This is a genomic window from Micromonospora sp. WMMD975 (assembly GCF_029581215.1).
Taxonomy (GTDB): Bacteria; Actinomycetota; Actinomycetes; order Mycobacteriales; family Micromonosporaceae; genus Micromonospora.
Genome location: NZ_CP120739.1, coordinates 5,518,621 through 5,536,626 on the forward strand (window position 1 = coordinate 5,518,621; position 18,006 = coordinate 5,536,626).

At 72.0% G+C, this 18,006-nt stretch carries 15 protein-coding genes; 6 read left to right on the plus strand and 9 right to left on the minus strand.

The features are described from left to right. Positions 1-23: 23 nt before the first annotated feature. The 7 genes from O7613_RS24550 to O7613_RS24580 all read right to left on the minus strand — a co-directional run bounded on the left by O7613_RS24550 (position 24) and on the right by O7613_RS24580 (position 9,564). Positions 24-1,592, minus strand: coding sequence for a GMC family oxidoreductase (locus O7613_RS24550; RefSeq protein WP_282290216.1), 1,569 nt, complete (start codon positions 1,590-1,592; stop codon positions 24-26). After that, positions 1,589-2,239 (minus strand): hypothetical protein, encoded by a 651-nt coding sequence (locus O7613_RS24555; protein WP_281586002.1) that lies wholly within the window; start codon positions 2,237-2,239, stop codon positions 1,589-1,591. The genes O7613_RS24550 and O7613_RS24555 overlap by 4 nt, the downstream gene beginning before the upstream one ends. Further along, entirely contained in the window at positions 2,233-3,693 is a 1,461-nt protein-coding gene (locus O7613_RS24560; protein ID WP_282290217.1) for a glycosyltransferase, read from the minus strand. Before O7613_RS24560 ends, O7613_RS24555 begins: the two co-directional genes overlap by 7 nt. After that, positions 3,683-4,954 carry a serine hydroxymethyltransferase gene (locus tag O7613_RS24565; protein ID WP_282290218.1) on the minus strand — a complete coding sequence of 424 codons (1,272 nt, stop codon included), beginning with the start codon at positions 4,952-4,954 and terminating at the stop codon, positions 3,683-3,685. The genes O7613_RS24560 and O7613_RS24565 overlap by 11 nt, the downstream gene beginning before the upstream one ends. Positions 4,955-5,024: 70 nt before the next feature. Beyond that, positions 5,025-6,359 carry a glycosyltransferase gene (locus tag O7613_RS24570; RefSeq protein ID WP_282290220.1) on the minus strand — a complete coding sequence of 445 codons (1,335 nt, stop codon included), beginning with the start codon at positions 6,357-6,359 and terminating at the stop codon, positions 5,025-5,027. 94 nt (positions 6,360-6,453) lie between these two features. Further along, the gene (locus O7613_RS24575; RefSeq protein WP_282290221.1) at positions 6,454-8,313 is read right to left on the minus strand and encodes an FAD/NAD(P)-binding domain-containing protein; all 1,860 of its coding nucleotides are present in this window, start codon (positions 8,311-8,313) and stop codon (positions 6,454-6,456) included. A 45-nt stretch (positions 8,314-8,358) separates the two neighbouring features. Continuing rightward, positions 8,359-9,564 carry an ROK family transcriptional regulator gene (locus tag O7613_RS24580; RefSeq protein WP_281585997.1) on the minus strand — a complete coding sequence of 402 codons (1,206 nt, stop codon included), beginning with the start codon at positions 9,562-9,564 and terminating at the stop codon, positions 8,359-8,361. Between the two features lie 102 nt (positions 9,565-9,666). Here O7613_RS24580 and O7613_RS24585 point away from each other — a divergent pair, with 102 nt between their 5' ends. Beyond that, positions 9,667-11,163 carry an MFS transporter gene (locus tag O7613_RS24585; RefSeq protein WP_282290222.1) on the plus strand — a complete coding sequence of 499 codons (1,497 nt, stop codon included), beginning with the start codon at positions 9,667-9,669 and terminating at the stop codon, positions 11,161-11,163. Then, positions 11,163-11,915, plus strand: coding sequence for a sugar phosphate isomerase/epimerase (locus O7613_RS24590; protein ID WP_282290223.1), 753 nt, complete (start codon positions 11,163-11,165; stop codon positions 11,913-11,915). The genes O7613_RS24585 and O7613_RS24590 overlap by 1 nt, the downstream gene beginning before the upstream one ends. Before the next feature lie 6 nt (positions 11,916-11,921). On the opposite strand, the gene O7613_RS24595 is transcribed toward O7613_RS24590, so the two are convergent. Beyond that, a complete protein-coding gene (locus O7613_RS24595) occupies positions 11,922-13,052 on the minus strand; it encodes an ROK family protein (protein WP_281585994.1) in 1,131 nt (376 codons plus the stop codon). A 73-nt stretch (positions 13,053-13,125) separates the two neighbouring features. On the opposite strand from O7613_RS24595, the gene xylA reads away from it, so the two are divergent. From xylA to O7613_RS24615, 4 genes are all read left to right on the plus strand, one after another. Continuing rightward, the gene (gene xylA, locus O7613_RS24600) at positions 13,126-14,310 is read left to right on the plus strand and encodes a xylose isomerase (protein ID WP_282290225.1); all 1,185 of its coding nucleotides are present in this window, start codon (positions 13,126-13,128) and stop codon (positions 14,308-14,310) included. Positions 14,311-14,312: 2 nt separating this feature from the next. Next, positions 14,313-15,719 (plus strand): xylulokinase, encoded by a 1,407-nt coding sequence (gene xylB, locus O7613_RS24605; RefSeq protein ID WP_282290230.1) that lies wholly within the window; start codon positions 14,313-14,315, stop codon positions 15,717-15,719. A 184-nt stretch (positions 15,720-15,903) separates the two neighbouring features. Further along, complete coding sequence (locus O7613_RS24610; protein WP_281585991.1) at positions 15,904-16,128, plus strand: hypothetical protein; 225 nt, start codon at positions 15,904-15,906, stop codon at positions 16,126-16,128. Beyond that, positions 16,119-16,535, plus strand: a complete 417-nt coding sequence (locus O7613_RS24615; protein ID WP_282290231.1) for a PIN domain nuclease — start codon at positions 16,119-16,121, stop codon at positions 16,533-16,535. The genes O7613_RS24610 and O7613_RS24615 overlap by 10 nt, the downstream gene beginning before the upstream one ends. A gap of 54 nt (positions 16,536-16,589) precedes the next feature. Here the strand turns inward: O7613_RS24615 and O7613_RS24620 are convergent, their stop codons facing one another. After that, positions 16,590-17,522: a sulfite exporter TauE/SafE family protein gene (locus O7613_RS24620; protein WP_282290232.1), complete on the minus strand. Its 933-nt coding sequence runs from the start codon at positions 17,520-17,522 to the stop codon at positions 16,590-16,592. Positions 17,523-18,006 lie beyond the last annotated feature (484 nt).

Below are 18,006 nucleotides of genomic sequence, written 5' to 3' on the forward strand. Positions count from 1 at the left end.
TTTCCTCCCAAGCGGAACCATGGTCAGTACGCCTTGTCGCGTAGCAACCCCACCGCGAACCGTGCCGCTCGCACCGCGATCGCCATGATGGTGAGGGTCGGGTTCTGCCAGCCGCCGGACGGGAAGCAGGACCCGTCGGCGACGAAGACGTTCGGTGCGTCCCAGCAGCGGTTGTCCGGATCCACCACGGAGTCGGCCGGCGACCGGCCCATCCGCGCGGTACCCAGATCGTGGACGTTGCGGCCGGGCGACGTCAGCGTGTCCGCGACGGCGGTGAGCCGCAGGCCGGCGACCGACGCGGCCCGCTCCACCTCGCGCCGCATGGCGTCGTAGAGCCGGTCCTCGTGCGGCCCGTAGCCACATTCGATGACCGGCACGGGGACGCCCCACCGGTCCCGGGTGTCGCCGAGCCGTACCCGGTTGTGCCGGTACGGCAGCATCTCCCCCTGCGCGTCGATCCCGCCCGACGCCGGACCGGCGTCGCCGCGTTGCAGTGACACCCAGAGCGCGAACGGGCGGATGTCGCCGGTCTGCGGCTGCGGCGGCGGGACGAGCAGACCGCTCTGCCGGCCGGCGGACCGGTGGGCCGGCATCGGCGGGTGACCGTCGAGGACGCCGGACGAGGTGACGAGCGGATGGTCCATCAGGCCACGGCCCAGCCAGCCGCTGCTGTTGCCGAGCCCGTCGGGATGGCGGGGGCTGTGCGAGTTGAGCATGAGCCGGGCGGTCTCGATGGTGCCACCGCAGAGGAACACGACCCGGGCGCGGGCGTGGTGCCGGGCGCCCGGGACGGCGGCGTCCACGTAACTGACGCCTGTCGCCCGGCCGTCGTCCGGGTCGACGGTCACCGAGGTGACCCGGGCGTCCGAACGCAGCGTCACCCGGCCGGTCCGTTCCGCCCGGGCGAGGGCGGTGGCCTGCGTGGTGAACTCCGGCCAGCCGTCCTCGCCCCGCTCGGCCGAGACGAAGCGCACCGGGATCGGGCGGGTGTTCCCCCGGCGGTAGGCGTGCTGGAACGCCGCCTCGGCGGGGGTGAGCGCCGGCGGCTTGCCACGGAAGTGCCCGTCGGGAAGTTGTGCCAACTCCTCGGCGGTCCCGCGTAGATCGACCAGATCTTCCACGACGTCGTACGCGGCGGCCAGGTCGGCGTACCCGATCGGCCAGCTCAGCGAGCAACCGTCGACGTCGCCGGCCGCCGTCTCGAACGTGGACAGGCGCAGCGCCGACCCGCCCCAGAGCAACGACCGCCCGCCGACCTGCATGCCGCGGATCCAGGTGTACGGCTTGTCCGGCGGCGTCTCGTACGCGTGCTCCACATCGTCGACGAACAGGTGGGGCCCGCGCGGACCGAAGTTGAAGTGGGTGCGTTGCACCGGCTGCCGCGCCCGGGTGCGCTCGTCGTGGTCGCCGGCGGTGACCCCGGGGGCGGCGCGGTCCGGGATGTCCCCGGCGCGGCGGACCGGCCCGGCCTCGAGGACGAGGGTACGGAACCCGGCCTCGGCCAGTTCCTTGGCCGCCCAGGAGCCGGCGAACCCGGACCCGACCACGATCGCGTCGTACGCCGGACCGGGATCGGCGCCGATCCCGGTCATGTCCGCGCTCCCCCGGTCGGTGAGGAATGCCATTCGATCGGGCCGTCGATGCCGGTGTGGTGCGGCGTGGCGAGCCCGTCGTGGTAGACGGACGCGGGGATCACCCGGAAGTCGAAGCTGACCCGGGTGCGGTCGGAGGCGTTGCGGACGTTGCCGTGCATGAGGTTCGCGCTGTCGAACGCGAGCATCTGGCCGTAGCGCATGGGATGCGGCCGGAAGTCCTCGGTGCCCTCACTCGATTCGACCCACAGGCAGTTCTCCGACGTCACATCGGTGAGCGGGAGCCAGAACGTGATCTCGCAGGGGTTGTGACCACCGCTGCGGTCTCGGTGGTAGGCGCCGACGCCGTGTCGCCCGGGCAACTGGATCCGCCAGTTCGGCACGTGCTGGTAGCGGACGTCCTCGCCGACCATCTCGGTGATCACCGTCTGGACGAACTCGTGGTACAGCGCGGCGATCTCCTCGATGCGGTACAGCTTCTGGTGCATCGCGGAGCCCTGGTCGCCGAAGCCCGGCGGCTCCTCCGCCTCGGCGGGCGCGTGGTGGTGATGCCACCGGGCGAGGTCCGGCACACCGCTGGCGGCGCTGATCGCGCCGGCGAAGTCGAACCGCCTGTTGTCGTACGGAACGATCAGCTTGTTCAGCAAGGGCTTCCGCCTTCCTCGTCGTGGGCGGTGATGGTGAAGCGTGGCTCGAAGCCGATGAGGTGGCTCAACTGCAGGTCGACACCGCCGATGTTGGTGAAGTCCTCGCCGTGGAACAGGCTCTTGCGGACGAAGGAGGCGGTCTTGCGGCGGTAGCCGGAGCGCGCCAGCAGCATGGCGAGGGTGCCCAGGTGCTGCGGGGTGCGACTGCGGTGCAGGGCGGTGAACGACCGGCGCAGCCGGCGGATCATCCGGTCCGCCGCCGCGGGATCGGCCGGCACCGTCAGTCCGCGCATCCGCAGCCGGTCGAGGAACGCCCGCTGGGCCGCGGTGGGCGCCGGATCGGCGGCGGACGGGTCCGGGGCGTCCCCGCGTACCAGGTCGAGCAGGAGCCGGTCGTGGTCCGCGTAGCCGGCGTGTCCCCGTCCGGCGGGTGGGACGGCTCCGGCGACGAGCAGGTCGGCCGCGTGCGCGACGTCGACGTCACCGAGTCGCGCGGCCAGGTGGGTGGTGAAGTCGACGTCCGCGCGCAGCGTGGTGGGCAGCAACGACTCGCTCGGCAGCAGCTCGGACGCCGCCGCGTGCGTGGCGGCCAGCACCGGTGTGCCGACGTACGACGCCTCGACCAGCACCCGTCCGAACGTCTCCAGCGACGACGTGCTGGGGAAGAACAACACGTCCATCTCGCGGTAGTCCTGCCACAGGCGGGCCCGGTCCACGGGTGGCCGGCACGAGTAGCCCGGGACCGCGGACCCGCCGGCCGTCGCGCTCTGCCCGCCCTCGCCGATCGCCACCGTCCGGAACGCGCCGGGAGCGCGCCGGTTCAGCTCCCGTTGCAGGCTGATCACCTGCGAGTAGTTCTTGTCGTCGGTGAGCCGGCCGACGAAACCGATCTGGGTGCCGTCACCGCCCGAGCCGGTCCACGACCCGGCGAGTTCCGCGGGGAACCAGCGCAACAACGGATAGCAGACGGCCTGCTGGGAGCGCGCGAGCCCGGGGAACAGCATCGTGTAGAGCGCGAGCGAGTATCGCGACGAGTGGTAGAGCACGTCGTCGGGGCGGAGGTAGGGCGCCGAGAGCGCCTCCTGTTGCAGGTAGCCGTTCCACAGCGCGGTGCGCGCGTCGCGGACGACGCGGAAGTCGAGCCCGAGCCGTTCGCGCAGGTGGAAGTAAAGGTAGGCGTGTGGGCCCACGGTCGCCACCACGACGTCGCAGCCGGCCAGCGCCGCGCGCGCCGCCTCGTCGCTGCGGAACAGTTCCACCACGTCGTGCGGTTTGGGCCGGACCTCGGCGCTGCCGGAGAGAAGCCGCGCGACCTCGGTGTAGGCGAAGTTCGCACCGTCCTTGCCCGGGTGACCGGCGTAGCTGCGGAACGTGTGGAAGCCCACGACCGGACCGGGCCGCCGGAGCGTCCCACCGCTCGCCGCGGCCGGCGCGGGCTTCGCCTCAGCGCTCATCGTCGGCGGCCGAGGCGACCAGGTCGCGCAGCGCGTCGTCCGGGCGCGCCCGGGCGCGCAGGACTTCCACCCGCTTCCGCAGCAGGGTCACCTTCGAGGCGTCCCAGTCCTCCGCGCGCAGCGCCGCCAGCACGATGTCGGAGAGTTCGGTGACGTCCTCGTCGTCGTACCCGCGTGACGTGATCGTCGGCGTGCCGAGCCGCAGGCCGCTGGCGACGAACGGCGGCCTCGGGTCGCCGGGCAGCATGTTGCGGTTCGACAGGATGCCCAGGTCCTGGAGCCGGCCTTCGGCGTCCCGCCCGGTCAGCGCGGTGCGGGTGAGGTCGACGACCAGCAGATGGGTGTCGGTGCCGCCGGTCAACAGGTCGAGCCCGCCGTCGAGCAGCAGCCCGGCCATCCGCCGCGCGTTGCTCACCACCCGCTCCTGATAGGCCCGGAAGGCGGGGTCGGCCGCGTCCCGCAGGGTGGCCGCGAGGGAGACCAGCCCGGCCATCCCGACCGAGGACTGGAGACCGGGGAAGATCGCCGAGTCGATCCGCGCCCGCAGCGACGCGGGACACAGCACGATCCCGCCGCGGGTACCGCGCAGCGTCTTCTCCACCGAGGTCGTCACCACGGTGTCCGGGTAGGCGGTCGGGTTGTCGTGCAGCCCGGCCGCGACCAGGCCGGCGATGTGCGAGATGTCCGCGATCAGGGTCGCGCCCACCCCCCGCGCGATCGCGCTGAGCCGCGCGAAGTCCACCACCCGTGGGTACGCGGAGTAGCCGGCGACGATGACCCGGGGGCGCTCCCGATCCGCGATCCGCCGGATCTCGTCGTACGGCAGCAGGCCGGTCGCGGGATCGACGGTGTACGGCACGACGCGGTACAGCTCGGAGACGATGTGCTTGGGATGGCCGTGCGAGAGGTGCCCGCCGGCGGTCACCGCCATCGCCATCATGGTGTCGCCCGGCTTCATCAGCGCCCGGTAGGCGGCCAGGTTCGCCAGCGAGCCGGAGACGGGCTGCACGTTGGCGTGCTCGCCGCCGAACACGGCGCGGGCCCGTTCCACCGCCAGTCGCTCCACCTCGTCGAAGATCGAGGTGCCGGCGTAGGGCTTGTTTCCGACGTGCCCCTCGGCGGACCGGAACTGGGCCACGCCCCACCCGTGGTTGTCCCGGGCCGCGGCGATCGGCGCGTTCGAGGCGGCGATCAGGTCGATGCTGTCCAGATAGTGCCGGTTCTCGCGGCTCAGCAGCCGGTCGAGTTCCACATCATGCATATGAAGGTCACCTCAGGGTGTCCAGCGGATGGAAGGCAGCGCGGAGTGCCCGCCCGGCTCGGGACGAGGATCAATTGGCGGGTACGACCCGCAGCATGGTTCCGGCGCCGGCGACCTGGTGGCTCGTGACCCGGTAGACCGGCTCCACGAGCTCGGCGAAATACCGCAGGTCCACGAGCGGGTCGAGGCCCAGCGCCGGCCCGCGGGCGATCAGGTCCTCGGACGCGCCCAGGTAAAGCTCGTCGGCGACGATCAGTGCGGTGGTGACGAAGGCCAGGAGATCCGGCATCCGCAGCAGGCGCCAGAAGTCGAAGGAGAACGCCGAGCGGAACGTGCCCTCGGCGAACGGCACATCGACCCCGAGCAGGTGCAGGTTGTCCGCGTCCGCGTCACGCCCGTAGTCGAACGTGACGAGCCGCCGCCGGTCGAGCTGGTCGGTGTCGTAACCGATGACCAGGTCGGGGCGTTGCGGGTCCCGCCCGCGCAGCGGGTCGACGGCGGCACGCCAGGGCCCGACCGAGCACAGACCCGCGTCGGCGCACACCGCCATCACCCGGCGGTAGTCGGTGACCCGTTCGGCGATGTCAGCGAGCGAGCCGGCCAGGACCTCGGGCAGCCCGGCGATGAGTTCGACCTCGTAGTGCCGGAACTTGTCGCGCAGCAGCGCCAGGCTGGCGAAGTGGTCGCCGATGGACTTGCGGAGGTTCCGGTAGTGCGGCACGTGCCAGACACGAAGCGTGGGCTCGTAGTGGAACCGTGAGCGGTCCCGGTCGAAGTGCCGGTACAGCTTGTAGGAGATGTCCAGGTCCTCGCCGCCCCACCGGGCGTCGTAGTCCACGTCGAACATGCCGACCGCGAGCGCGTCCGACCGGCTCAGGCCGTAGTTGTTGGTGAAGCCGTACATCCACGGCTCGGAGGGCGCCGATCGGGCGCGCACGTCGTGCTCCACCGGGAACGTGTCGAGGACGCCCTTGCCGCTCATCACGGCGTGCAGCGCGGCCCAGCCCTGGACGCCGAGCTCGCCGCGACCGCCCATCACCACGCTGCGCGGGTCCTTCTCCGCCAGGTGCCAGTGCCGTTCGAGCAGGTCGGGCGGGCAGAGCGAGTCGTTGTCGAGCAGCAGCAGCCGCTCGGCGGTGGCGGCCAGAATGCCTGTGTTACGCGCCCGCGACCAGCCCTTCGGCGAGGTCAGCTCCCGTAGCAGGTAGGGCGTGCTCGCGCGCAGCTCGGCCAGCCTGGCCGGCGGCTCGCAGCCGTTGTAGACGACGATGACCTCGAACTTGTCCGCCGGCATCGTCTGGTGGGCCAGCGACTGCAGCACCAGCTCCAGACACTGCGTGTTGAAGTAGCTCGGGATGACCACGCTGAGCGCGATCTCCTCCTGACGATTTCCGGTGTCGTCCAAGGCGTTCCCCCGATATTAAGTCCAGATCTTGCACTAATCGCAGCATGCAGTGATCCATCTGTCAACGTCGAAGTCAGGAAGTCCTACCGGCTGGTCAGGACAGTCCGGTGAGGACGGCGCGCGCCACCAGATCCCCGTGCCGGAACGTGGCCGCGTCGGTGCCCGGGATGGCGAACGCGCGCGTCCCACGCAGCGAGGTGTTCCAGCCCAGCGCGTACCGCGCCGGATGCGCCGTGCCGTCGGCGGTCACCATGCGCCCCCGGTCGTCGACGGCGATCCGCCCGGTCGGCGTGCGGTGGCCGGTCGCCGGCTCGGTCAGGAACTCCTCCGACGCCGCTCCGGCGGCGTGCAGCGCCCGCAACAGCTCGTCGGCCGTACCGTCGAGCGTCGGCTCGGGCAGCCGGGCGTCGATCAGCACCGCGGCCGGGCACTCCCCGTCGAGGTTCGCGCTGCCGGCCCGGTAGCGGCCGGTCGACTCGTCGAGACGTACCCGCATCCCCGAGCCGAGCGGCTGCACCACCCCCGCACGGCACAGCGCGAGCAGCTCCTCCGTCCGGAACGCCGGTGGACCGCTCGCCACGAGGTTGAACAGGGTGAACCAGGCCCCGTCGAGTTCCCCGACCTGGTCCCGCGGGGACAGGCGGTGCCGCAGGCGCGCGAGGCGCTCGAAGAACAGCAGTTGGGCGCCGTAGACGGCCGAGTCGGCGGACCGGGCCGGGTCGTGGGCGCGCCGCAGCTCCTGCTCCAGCAGCGTGACGTACCGCGCGCGGAAGTCGTCGGCGTTCCCCGGCTCGACGTGGCGCAACGGCGCACGCAGATCGTCCATGTTCCACCTGTGGGCCGGGTCCGGGACCGCCTTCTCGGCGAGCGCGTCCAGCTCGTCCATCCCGGCGGCGTCGTGCAGCCGCTCGAAGTCCGGCCACGGCATGGCGGTGTGCCGCGGGGCGGCGGCGAACAGCTCACGGTGGTACGCGAAGCTCAGATCCTTCCGGATGAGCGGCCAGAGGTCACGACGGAAGTCGAGCATCCCGTCCCCGGCGAGCGACCGCTCCAGAGCCGGCGGGAAGTAGCGCAACTCCCGCACCGGTCCATGGACCAGCCGGTGGCTCGGTTTGCACCGGTACGGCAGGCCGCGGCGGGAACCGGCCAGCAGCCGTGGCTCGCGCCCGGACGACAGGTAGCGCAGCCGGCCGCCGCGCTCGCGGACGTACCGGCCGCCGCGTCCCTCGGTGACCAGTGCCATCAGGTCGAAGAACGCCAGTCCCATGCCCCGGACCAGGACGTCGGCGCCGGCCGGCAGCACCGACAGGTCGGCCTCGGCGACGAAGCCGGGCGGCAGGTACACCAGACCGTGCCGCTCCGCGAAACCGGCCGCCTCCGACTGCTCGCCCTGCGGCCGGGCCTCGAGGTGACCGAGCGCGAGGACCACCGCGTCGGCGTCGATCCGGGAACCGTCCGCCAGGTGCACCCGCTCCGTACCGTCCGGTGCCCCGGTGAGTGCCACGGCACGCCCCCGACGCACGGTCACCCGCACGCCGGGCGGCGCCTGACGGATCACCTCACCGAGAAACCAGGACAGGTAGGCCCCCTGGACCCGCCGGGTCGGGAACGACACCGGGGAGATCTCGCGTACGTCGTCCGCCAGCTCGGGATCGACGGGCGGGAGACGCCCGGCGGCCGTGGCCGTCGCCCACTCGGCAAGCGACGGCCCCGGACGCGGCGGGCCGGCACAGCGGACGGCCTCGCCGGGGAAGAGGGTGACGTCCTTGGCGAGCGAGTTCATCCGCATCAGCGGCGACTGCCCGCCCCGCCAGATCCGTCCCGGACCGGCCGGGTGGGGATCGATCAGCATGATCTCGATCGGGCGGTCCGGTGCGAGGTCGGCGTTGGCCAGCAGCCGCTCCACCAGGCCGACACCGACCGGACCGGCACCGAGCACTGCGATGCGAGCCATGGAGACACACGGTAAACCACAATGGAACACGCCGGGTGACGGTCGTCAGCGGAGCAGCACCGCCGGATCGGCGTAGATGTCCTCGATGATCTGCCCGGCCGCGCCGAGCATCACCGCGTCCCCGCCCAGGGGTGAGATGACGACCGTGGGTGTCTGCTCGTACAGCGCGCCGGCCCGCAGTGCCGCCTCGGTGGGCGCCAGGATCCACGGCGCGAGCCGGGAGAAGATGCCGCCCAGCACGATCGCGCCCGGGTCCAGCCCCTTGACGACGCAGGTGAGCGCGCGCCCGAGAGCGTCACCGGCCCGCCGCACCGCCGCGATGGCGTCGCGGTCCCCGGCGTCGAGCAGTTCGATCAGGGCGGACATCCGGTCGTCCGGGCCGGACCAGGCGGCCAACGGCCTGAGCCCCACCGCGCAGAGCATGGCCTCCCGGCCGGCGACGAGTTCCAGGCACCCGCGCGCGCCGCAGGCGCACCGCGGCCCGTCCGGATCGACCTGGATGTGGCCCAGCTCGCCGGCGAACCCGTGGAAGCCCCGGAAGATCCGGCCGTTCAGGATGATGCCGGCGCCGATGCCGATCTCCCCGGACACGTGCAGGAAGTCGCTGAGCGGGCGTCCCGCGCCGAGCCACATCTCGCCGAGCGCGGCGAGGTTCGCCTCGTTCTCCACCTTGGTCGGCAGACGCAGCTCGCGGAGGCCGCGGTCGACGAGTGCCGCGGCCGGCACGTCCCGCCAGCGGAAGCTCGGCGCACGCAGCATCCCGGAACGGTCGACCAGACCGGGCACCGCCACGACCGCCCCGGCCACGGTGAGGCCCTGCTCCTGGGCGGAGACGACCGCCTTTTCGGCGAGCACGGCCAGGGCCGCGGCGATCTCCTCGGGCCGGCGATTCCGGTTGTCGGTCGTCACCAGGTCCCGGTGGCGCACCCGGCGGCTCAGGTCGAGGACACACGACGCCAGGTAGTCGACGGTCACCTCGAGGCCGAGCCCGGCAGCGCTCGCGCCGTCGACCAGGACGCCCGTTCCCGGGCGCCCGCGGTCGCCGCCGTGGAGCACGCCCCCGTTGTGCACCAGGCCGGCGTCGGCGAGCACCGCGATCAGGTTGGACACGGTGGTCTTGGTGAAGCCGGTGAGCGACGCGAGCTGCGCCCGGGTGGCCGGCTGATGTTCCGCGATCACGCCGAGCAGCACGGCCAGATTCCGTTCGCGCATGCTGGCGTGGCGCATGGGTGCACCGACGTCGATCGGCATGGGTGCACGCTACAGGCCGGCCCGGATGGACCGGCTCTTGGCAGGCCGCCGTGCGGCCACTAGTTTGATCCAGATCGTTGCCTGAATGCCTGAAGGGTGGCCGTGCCCGCCGTGTCCGCGATGGCGCAACCCGGCCTCGACGCCGACTCCTCCGCACCACCCCGGGGCGCCTGGGCGGTCCTGTTCACGGTGCTGGGCGCGGCGATGATGGACCTGCTGGACGCCACCGCGATGAACGTCGCCGCCCCGGCGATCCGCAACGACCTCGGCGCGTCGAACGCGCAGTTCCAGTGGATCAGTGTCGGCTACGTGCTGACGTTCGCGGTGCTCCTGCTCGCCGGCGGTCGCCTCGGCGACATCGTCGGCCGCCGCCGCATGTTCCTCATCGGACTCGCCGGGTTCGCGCTCACGTCGGCGGCATGCGCGACGGCGCAGGCTCCGGCCCCGCTGATCGTCGCGCGGCTGGTGCAGGGCGGTGCCGCGGCGATGATGGTCCCGCAGTGCGTCAGCATGATCCGCGAGAGCTTCGGTCCGGAGCACAGCGCGAAGGCGTTCGCCATCTTCGGGCCCTTCATGAGTCTCTCGTCCGCCGCCGGCCCGATCCTGGGTGGTGCGCTGATCACGTACGCGTCGTGGCACTGGGTCTTCATCGTCAACATCCCGGCCTGCCTCGTCGTGTACTTCTTCGCCCTCCGTACGCTTCCCGCCGACCGCCCCTCCGCCGCCCGGCCGAAGCTCGACGGCATCGGCATGGTCCTGTGCTCGGTCTCGGTCGGGCTGTTCGTCTATCCGGTCATTCAGGGCCGTGAACATCAGTGGGCCTGGTGGACCCGGGCGATGATGGTCTCGTCGGTGCTGGTTCTCGTGCTCTTCGCGCTGCACGCCCGCACCCGGCACCGACGCGGGCTGGACGCGTTCATCGAGACGAGCCTGTTCCGCAAACGGTCCTTCACCGGCGGCTCGGTGGTCGTCTTCCTGTTCTTCGGCGCCTGTTCGGGAGCCTTCATCGTCTACCCGGTCCTGGTCCAGCTGTACGTCGGCTGGTCGCCGCTCCGCAGCGGCCTGACCGGCACCTGGTGGCCGGTGGGCACCATCGCCGCGATGGGCATCGGGCAGTTGCTCGCGAAGCGGAGACCGCGCCTGGTGCTCCAGGCCGGAATCCTGTGCCAGGCGGTGGGGATGGGCCTGGCCGCGGTGACCGTGGCGGCCACCGCCGGCACCACCACCTACCCGGGGCCGGACGGCCTGCGGTACGACTCCGGCCTCACCAGCTTCAACCTGGCGCCCGCGTTTCTCGTCGCCGGCGTCGGGACCGGCCTGTTCTTCGGGCAGTTCCTGAACCTGGTCCTGTCACGGGTCGACGACCGCGAGCTCGGGTCGGCCACCGGCGCCGTCAACGCCCTCCAGCAACTGGGTGGCGCGGTGGCGGCGGCGATCTTCTCCACGGTGATCTTCGATCAGATCGGTCGGGGCGCGTCGCCGTTCGCCGCGAGCGAGCTGGCCTACTGGTTGTGCGCCGCCCTGCTCGTGGTGACCTGGGTATCGTCCTTCGCGCTTCCGAACATCCCCGCGACAGCCACCGGAAAGGGCACGGACTGATGTCGAACTCGCCAGCGGTCAACCTGTGGACCATCCGGGACGAGCTGGCGGCCGACCGCCACGGCGCGCTACGGCGCGTGGCCGGTCTCGGCTACCGCGGCGTCGAGCCCTTCGAGGCTCTCGACGACCCGGCCGGCCTGCGTGCGGCGGCCGAGGATGCCGGCCTCGCCGTCTGCAGCGCCCACTCGCACCGGTTCTTCACCGCCGACCGCGACGCGGCCCTGGAAGCCGTGGCGACGCTCGGCACCGACCTGGCCATCGTCGGAACCGGCCTCCCCGACGACGCCTTCACCGGCCCGGCGGCACTGGAGCGCACCGCCGACGCGCTCAACGCGCTCGCCGAGCGGGCCGCCGGGTACGGCCTGCGGATCGGCTACCACAACTACTGGTCCGAGTTCGCCGCCCGGGTCGACGGCCGGCACGCCCTGGAGGCCCTGGCCGACCTGGTGGCCCCGGATGTCTTCTTCGAGCTCGACACCTACTGGGCGGCCGTCGGCGGCGCCGACGTACCGGCCGTCCTCGACCGGCTCGGCGCGCGGGTGCCGGCCGTGCACCTGAAGGACGGTCCGATCACCGCGGATGCCCCGCACGTCGCCCTCGGGCGAGGCGCGATGCCGACGGCGGAGATCCTGGCCGCCACCCCGGCCGGCGCGCTGCGCATCGTCGAGATGAAGGCCAGCGACGGCGACGTCTTCGCGGCGCTCGCGGCGAGCCACGCCTACCTGAACTCGCCTTCAGCCCGGCCCGGGTAGGCGCCGTCAGCCGACCCGCCGCAGCCAGGCCGCCGGATCGTCGCGCACGCCCCGTACCACCGCGTCCGCCGCCCCGCGCACCGCGGCGTTCGTGCCCAGCCGGGCGGCCCGTAGCGTGACCGGCGCGAGCCTCGCGGTCAGCACCCGGCGCCGCAACTCGGCCTCGATGCCGTCGCGCAGCCGGTCGAAGTAGGTCGCATAGGCCCCGCCCAGCACGATCACCGGCACGTCCAGCAGGTTGACCACCGCGGCCAGCGCGATGCCCAGCGCCGCGGCGGCCTGCGGCTCACCCGCGCCGAGCGCCTCCTGACCGGCGTACTGCTCCAGGCAGCCGTTCGAGCCGCAGCGGCAGGCCCGCCCGTCGGGGTGGACCGTCACGTGACCGATCTCGCCGCTCCAGCCGCGCGCGCCGCGGTACAGCTGGCCGTCGATCACCAGCCCGGCGCCGATGCCGATCTCGCCGGAGACGTACAGGAACGTCTGCTCGCCCCCCGCGACCCGCAACTCACCGAGGGCGGCGAGGTTGGCCTCGTTCTCGACGACGATCGACAGGTCGGCGAGCTCCGGCACGCCGCGCAGCAGCGCCAGTGCGTCCACGTTCTGCCAGCCCAGGTTCGGCGCGTCCAGGACCGACCCGGCGGAGACCAGGCCGGGGACCGCGAGGGCGGCGCCGGCCACCACCAGCCCGTCGGCCTCGGCGGCGTGCCGGGCGCGGGCGGCCAGCCGGCCGAGTGCGGCGAGCGCGTCGGCCGCCGCGGCCGGGCGCTGGTCGGCGTGCTCGACGAGGCGCTGCCGGACCGCGCCGGTCAGGTCGACCACACAGACGGCCAGGTAGTCGACGTTGATCTCCAGGCCGAGCCCGGCCGGACCGGTCGAGGCGAGCGCGAGCCCGGCCGCCGGGCGGCCGGCTCCGGTGCGCGGCGGCGGGTCCAGCTCGGTCAGCAGGCCGCCCGCGATCAGGTCGTCGACAAGCGCCGAGACGGTGGCCCGGGTGAGCCCGGTGAGGGTCGCGACCGCGGCCCGGGACGGCGGGTCCGCGCTGTCCGCCACGGTGCTCAGCACCAGCGCGAGGTTGTGAGCGCGCACACTCGACTGCCGGACGGGGGCGCTCGATGCGGAGGTCAACCGAGCCGTCACGCCTTGACAATGCCATACCCCGGGCAAATAATTCAACCAGCAAACAAATCCAACGCGTTTCCCGGAGGTAACCGTGTCTGTGCAGCCCACACGTGAGGACAAGTTCTCCTTCGGTCTCTGGACCGTCGGCTGGGAAGCACGCGACCCGTTCGGCGAGGCCACCCGTCCCGCGCTCGACCCGATCGAGACCGTGCACAAGCTCGCCGAACTCGGGGCGTACGGTGTCGGCTTCCACGACGACGACCTGGTGCCGTTCGGCGCGGACGCCGCGACCCGCGACCGCATCGTCGCCGCCTTCAAGAAGGCGCTCGACGAGACCGGGCTCATCGTCCCGTCGGTGACCACCAACCTGTTCCAGCAGCCCATCTTCAAGGACGGCGGCTTCACCAGCAACGATCGCAACGTTCGGCGCTACGCGCTGCGCAAGGTGCTGCGCCAGATGGACCTCGGCGCCGAGCTGGGCTCCAGGATCCTGGTGCTGTGGGGCGGCCGCGAGGGCTCGGAGTACGACTCCGCGAAGGACGTCCGGGCCGCGCTCGACCGCTACGCCGAGGCGTTGAACCTCCTCGCGCAGTACTCCGAGGACCGCGGCTACGGCTACCGCTTCGCCATCGAGCCGAAGCCGAACGAGCCCCGCGGCGACATCCTGCTCCCGACCGCCGGCCACGCCATCGCGTTCACCCAGGAGCTGGAGCGGCCCGAGCTGTTCGGCATCAACCCCGAGGTCGGCCACGAGCAGATGTCGAACCTCAACTTCACCCACGGCATCGCCCAGGCGCTGTGGCACAAGAAGTTGTTCCACATCGACCTGAACGGTCAGCACGGCCCGAAGTACGACCAGGACCTGGTCTTCGGTCACGGCGACCTGCTCAACGCGTTCTCCACGGTCGACCTGCTGGAGAACGGCCTCGACGGCGCCAGCCCCTACGACGGCCCGCGACACTTCGACTACAAGCCGTCCCGCACCGAGGACTTCGACGGCGTCTGGGAGTCGGTCAAGGCCAACATCCGGATGTACCTGCTGCTCAAGGAGCGGGCCAAGGCGTTCCGCGCGGACCCCGAGGTGCAGGAGGCGCTGGCCGCCGCGAAGGTCGGCGAGCTGTCCACCCCGACCCTGAACCCGGGCGAGAGCTACGCCGACCTGCTCGCCGACCGCAGCGCGTTCGAGGACTTCGACGTGACCGCCCCCGGCGCCCAGGGCTACGGGTTCATCCGGCTCAACCAGCTGGCCGTCGAGCACCTGATCGGGGCTCGCTGACCATGGCGCTGGTGGCCGGGATCGACAGCTCGACGCAGTCGTGCAAGGTCGTCATCCGTGACGCCGAGACGGGAAAGCTGGTCCGGCAGGGCCGGGCCGCCCACCCGGACGGCACCGAGGTGCATCCGGACGCCTGGTGGACCGCGCTGCGGCAGGCGATCGAGGAGGCCGGCGGCCTGGACGACGTGGCCGCCGCCTCGGTGGCCGGCCAGCAGCACGGCATGGTCGTGCTGGACGAGAACGGTGCGGTGGTCCGCCCGGCGCTGCTGTGGAACGACACGCGCAGCGCCGGCGCGGCCGCCGACCTGATCGCCGAACTGGGCGGCGGGGACAGGTGGGCGGAGGCGGTCGGGATCGTGCCGGTCGCCAGTTTCACGCTCACGAAGCTGCGCTGGCTGGCGCGCAACGAGCCGGAGAACGCGGCCCGGGTCGCCGCGGTCTGCCTGCCGCACGACTGGCTCACCTGGAAACTGTCCGGGTCCACCGACATCGCGGACATCAGGACCGACCGCAGCGACGCCAGCGGCACGCTCTACTGGTCGGCCAGGACCAACGAATACCGGCCCGACCTGCTGGAGCTCGGATTCGGCCGGGCCCTGCGAACGCCGGATGTCCTCGGTCCGACCGGGGTAGCCGGGCGCCTGCCGAACGGCGCCCCGCTGGGCCCGGGAGCCGGGGACAACGCCGCCGCCGCCCTCGGGACCGGCGCGCTGCCCGGCGACGTGATCGTCTCGATCGGCACGTCCGGCACGGTGTTCGTCTCCTCGGAAACGGCACCCGTCGACCCGAGCGGCACGGTGGCCGGGTTCGCCGACACCACCGGCCGCTTCCTGCCGATCGTGGTCACGCTCAACGCGGCCCGGGTGCTGGACGCGGCGGCGCGACTGCTCGGGGTCTCGCACGACGAGTTGTCCCGGCTCGCGCTGTCCGCGCCCGCCGGTGCGGACGGCCTGGTCCTGGTGCCGTACCTGGAGGGTGAGCGGACCCCGAACCGGCCGGATGCCACGGGCGCGATCCACGGGCTGACCCTGAAGACGTCCGACCCGGCGCACCTGGCCCGGGCCGCCGTCGAGGGCATGCTCTGCGCCCTGGCGGACGGCCTGGACGCGCTCGTCGACCAGGGCGCCCAGGCGAACCGGATCGTCCTGGTCGGCGGCGGGGCGAAAAGCGAGGCGGTACGCCGGATCGCGCCCGCCCTGTTCGGCAAGCCGGTGCTCGTACCCCCGCCCGGCGAGTACGTCGCCGACGGAGCGGCCCGGCAGGCGGCATGGGTCGTCGCCGGTGGGGACACCCCGCCTCGGTGGTCGGCGGAGACGCCGGAGACGTACGAGGACGATCCCGTCCCACTGATCCGCGAGCAGTACGCGACCGCCCAGCACGCCGTGTTGGACCGGCCCCGCGCCGGCTAGCAGTGCGTCGGCCGGCTCCGGGGGGAGCCGGCCGACGCACTGGCGACGAACCCCGATCTGCGCGCTACCGGCGGACTCTTCGCCAGCCCACTGTGCAATCGCCGTGCGCGGCGAAAAATCCGGTTTGGGATTGGCGCCGCTGCCAGCGTGATATCGTGATAGCACCCGGCCAGGGAGGTGCCACATGCCCAACATCCTCGTCCGTGATCTCAGCCAAGAAGCCGTGGACCGCATCGACGCCACAGCCGCCAGCCTCGGGCTGTCCCGCAACGAGTACCTACGCCGGAAGTTCGAGGAGAACATCCGTCCAGCCAGCGACCGGACGGTCACCGCCGAGGACTGGCAACGATCCGCGGAGACCTTCGCCGACCTCGCCGACCCTACGGTGATGGGGGCCGCGTGGCGGTGACGAGTTGGCTGATCGACAAGTCCGCCTACGTTCGTCTCCAACTCGGCCAGACGGCGAACCGCGACGAGTGGAACGCGCGCATCAGCCGAGGACTCGTCCGGCTCTCCACCATCACGCGCCTCGAACTCGGCTACTCGGCGCGCACCGGAGAAGCGGGACGCCGGCAGTTCGCCATCCCACCACTGTCCCTGATGCCCGTCGAACACCTCACACCCGCAATCGAAGACCGGGCGCTGGAAGTGCAGTTGCTGCTCGCCGACCGCGGCCAACACCGCGCTCCGTCGATCCCTGACCTGCTGATCGCCGCAACCGCTGAAAAGACCGGACTGACCGTCCTGGCCGTCGACAAGCACTTCGACCTCATCGCCACGCTCACCGGCCAGCCGATCGAAACCCTGCCCGGTTGAGCCGCACCACGCCCCGCCCGCTCCACCGACGAGGGCCGCCGGGCCGCCGTCCGGTCAGCTCGACGTGATGACCGGTTCCCCGGCGACTCCCTCCTGTCCCGCGGCGACCGGCGCGGCCACCTGCCGGTCGGCCAGGTGCCGGCGCAGCGACCAGGCCACCGCCGCCGCCCAGAGCACCGCGACGAGCAGGTAGCAGGCGTACCGGACGGGGTCCGGGGCGGAGATCCAGTCGCTGCGCAGCAGGGTCCGGGTGTTGGTCAGGACGATGACCCCGCCGACGGCGGAGCCGAGGACCCGGGGCGGGACCAGCCGTACCAGCCAGGCGGCGATCGGCGCGGCGATCATGCCGCCGAGCAGCAGCGCGGCCACCCAGCCGAAGTTGATGTTCGCCGAGCCGATGCCGACCAGGAATCCCACGCTGGCGGCGACCGCCACCAGGAACTCGCTGGTGTCGATCGAACCGATCACCCGGCGCGGTTCCAGCCGGCCGCTGGCCAGGATGGCGGGAGTGCCGACCGGCCCCCAGCCGCCCCCGCCGGTGGCGTCCACGAAGCCCGCGACGAGTCCCAGCGGCGCGAGGAAGCGCTTGCGCAGGGGCAGCCCGACGCGTTCCCGGGGCAGCCCGGCGACGGTGAACCGGATCAGGACGTACAGGCCGAGGGTGAACAGGATCAGCGACATGATCGGGGCCGCGGTCTCGGTGGAGAGGCGGGAGAGGAACGTCGCGCCGGCGAACGCGCCGAGGGCACCCGGGACGCCGACCCGGCGGACCACCGTCCAGTCGACGTTGCCGAACCGCCAGTGCGCGGCGCCGGAGACCAGGGTGGTGCCGATCTCGGCCAGGTGAACGGTCGCCGAGGCGCTCGCGGCCCCGGTGTTGAGGGCCAGCAACAACGTCGTGGATGTCACACCGTATGCCATGCCGAGACTGCCGTCGACGAGTTGGGCACCGAGGCCGACGAGGGCGAGGAGAAGCAGGCTACGCACAATTACCGCCGATCCGAAAGGAAAATGGGGGAGGACGGCCCGGCCGGGACGGACGTGTTGACCGTCTCACCTGGCCGGGAGCACGGGCAGGGCTGGGGTACTGCCGGAAATCAGCAGGCGGCATATCCGGCGCCGGATCGGCTGACCGCCCGGCGGACAGCGCATGAAACGCTCGTTAAGTGAGTACGTTGACCGTCGCCAAAGGCCGGAGTGTGACCAGCTCAACACCGGGTCCGGCGGCATGCTCGGGGAGCCCTCGCCTCCGTTGGTAACCACCCGCAAGGTCAGCGACGACGGGTGGAGCGGAGACGCGGAGCACGAGGAGACCCCTCACTACCAGGGGATCTGATGATCGAAACCAATTCCACCTCGCCTCACGAATTCCACAGCTAATCGATGGGTAATGATGGCGTGGATGCCGATACGGATCTTTAATGGTCGATGCAATCCATGGCAAGACTCGTTCCACATGGTGGGACGTGCG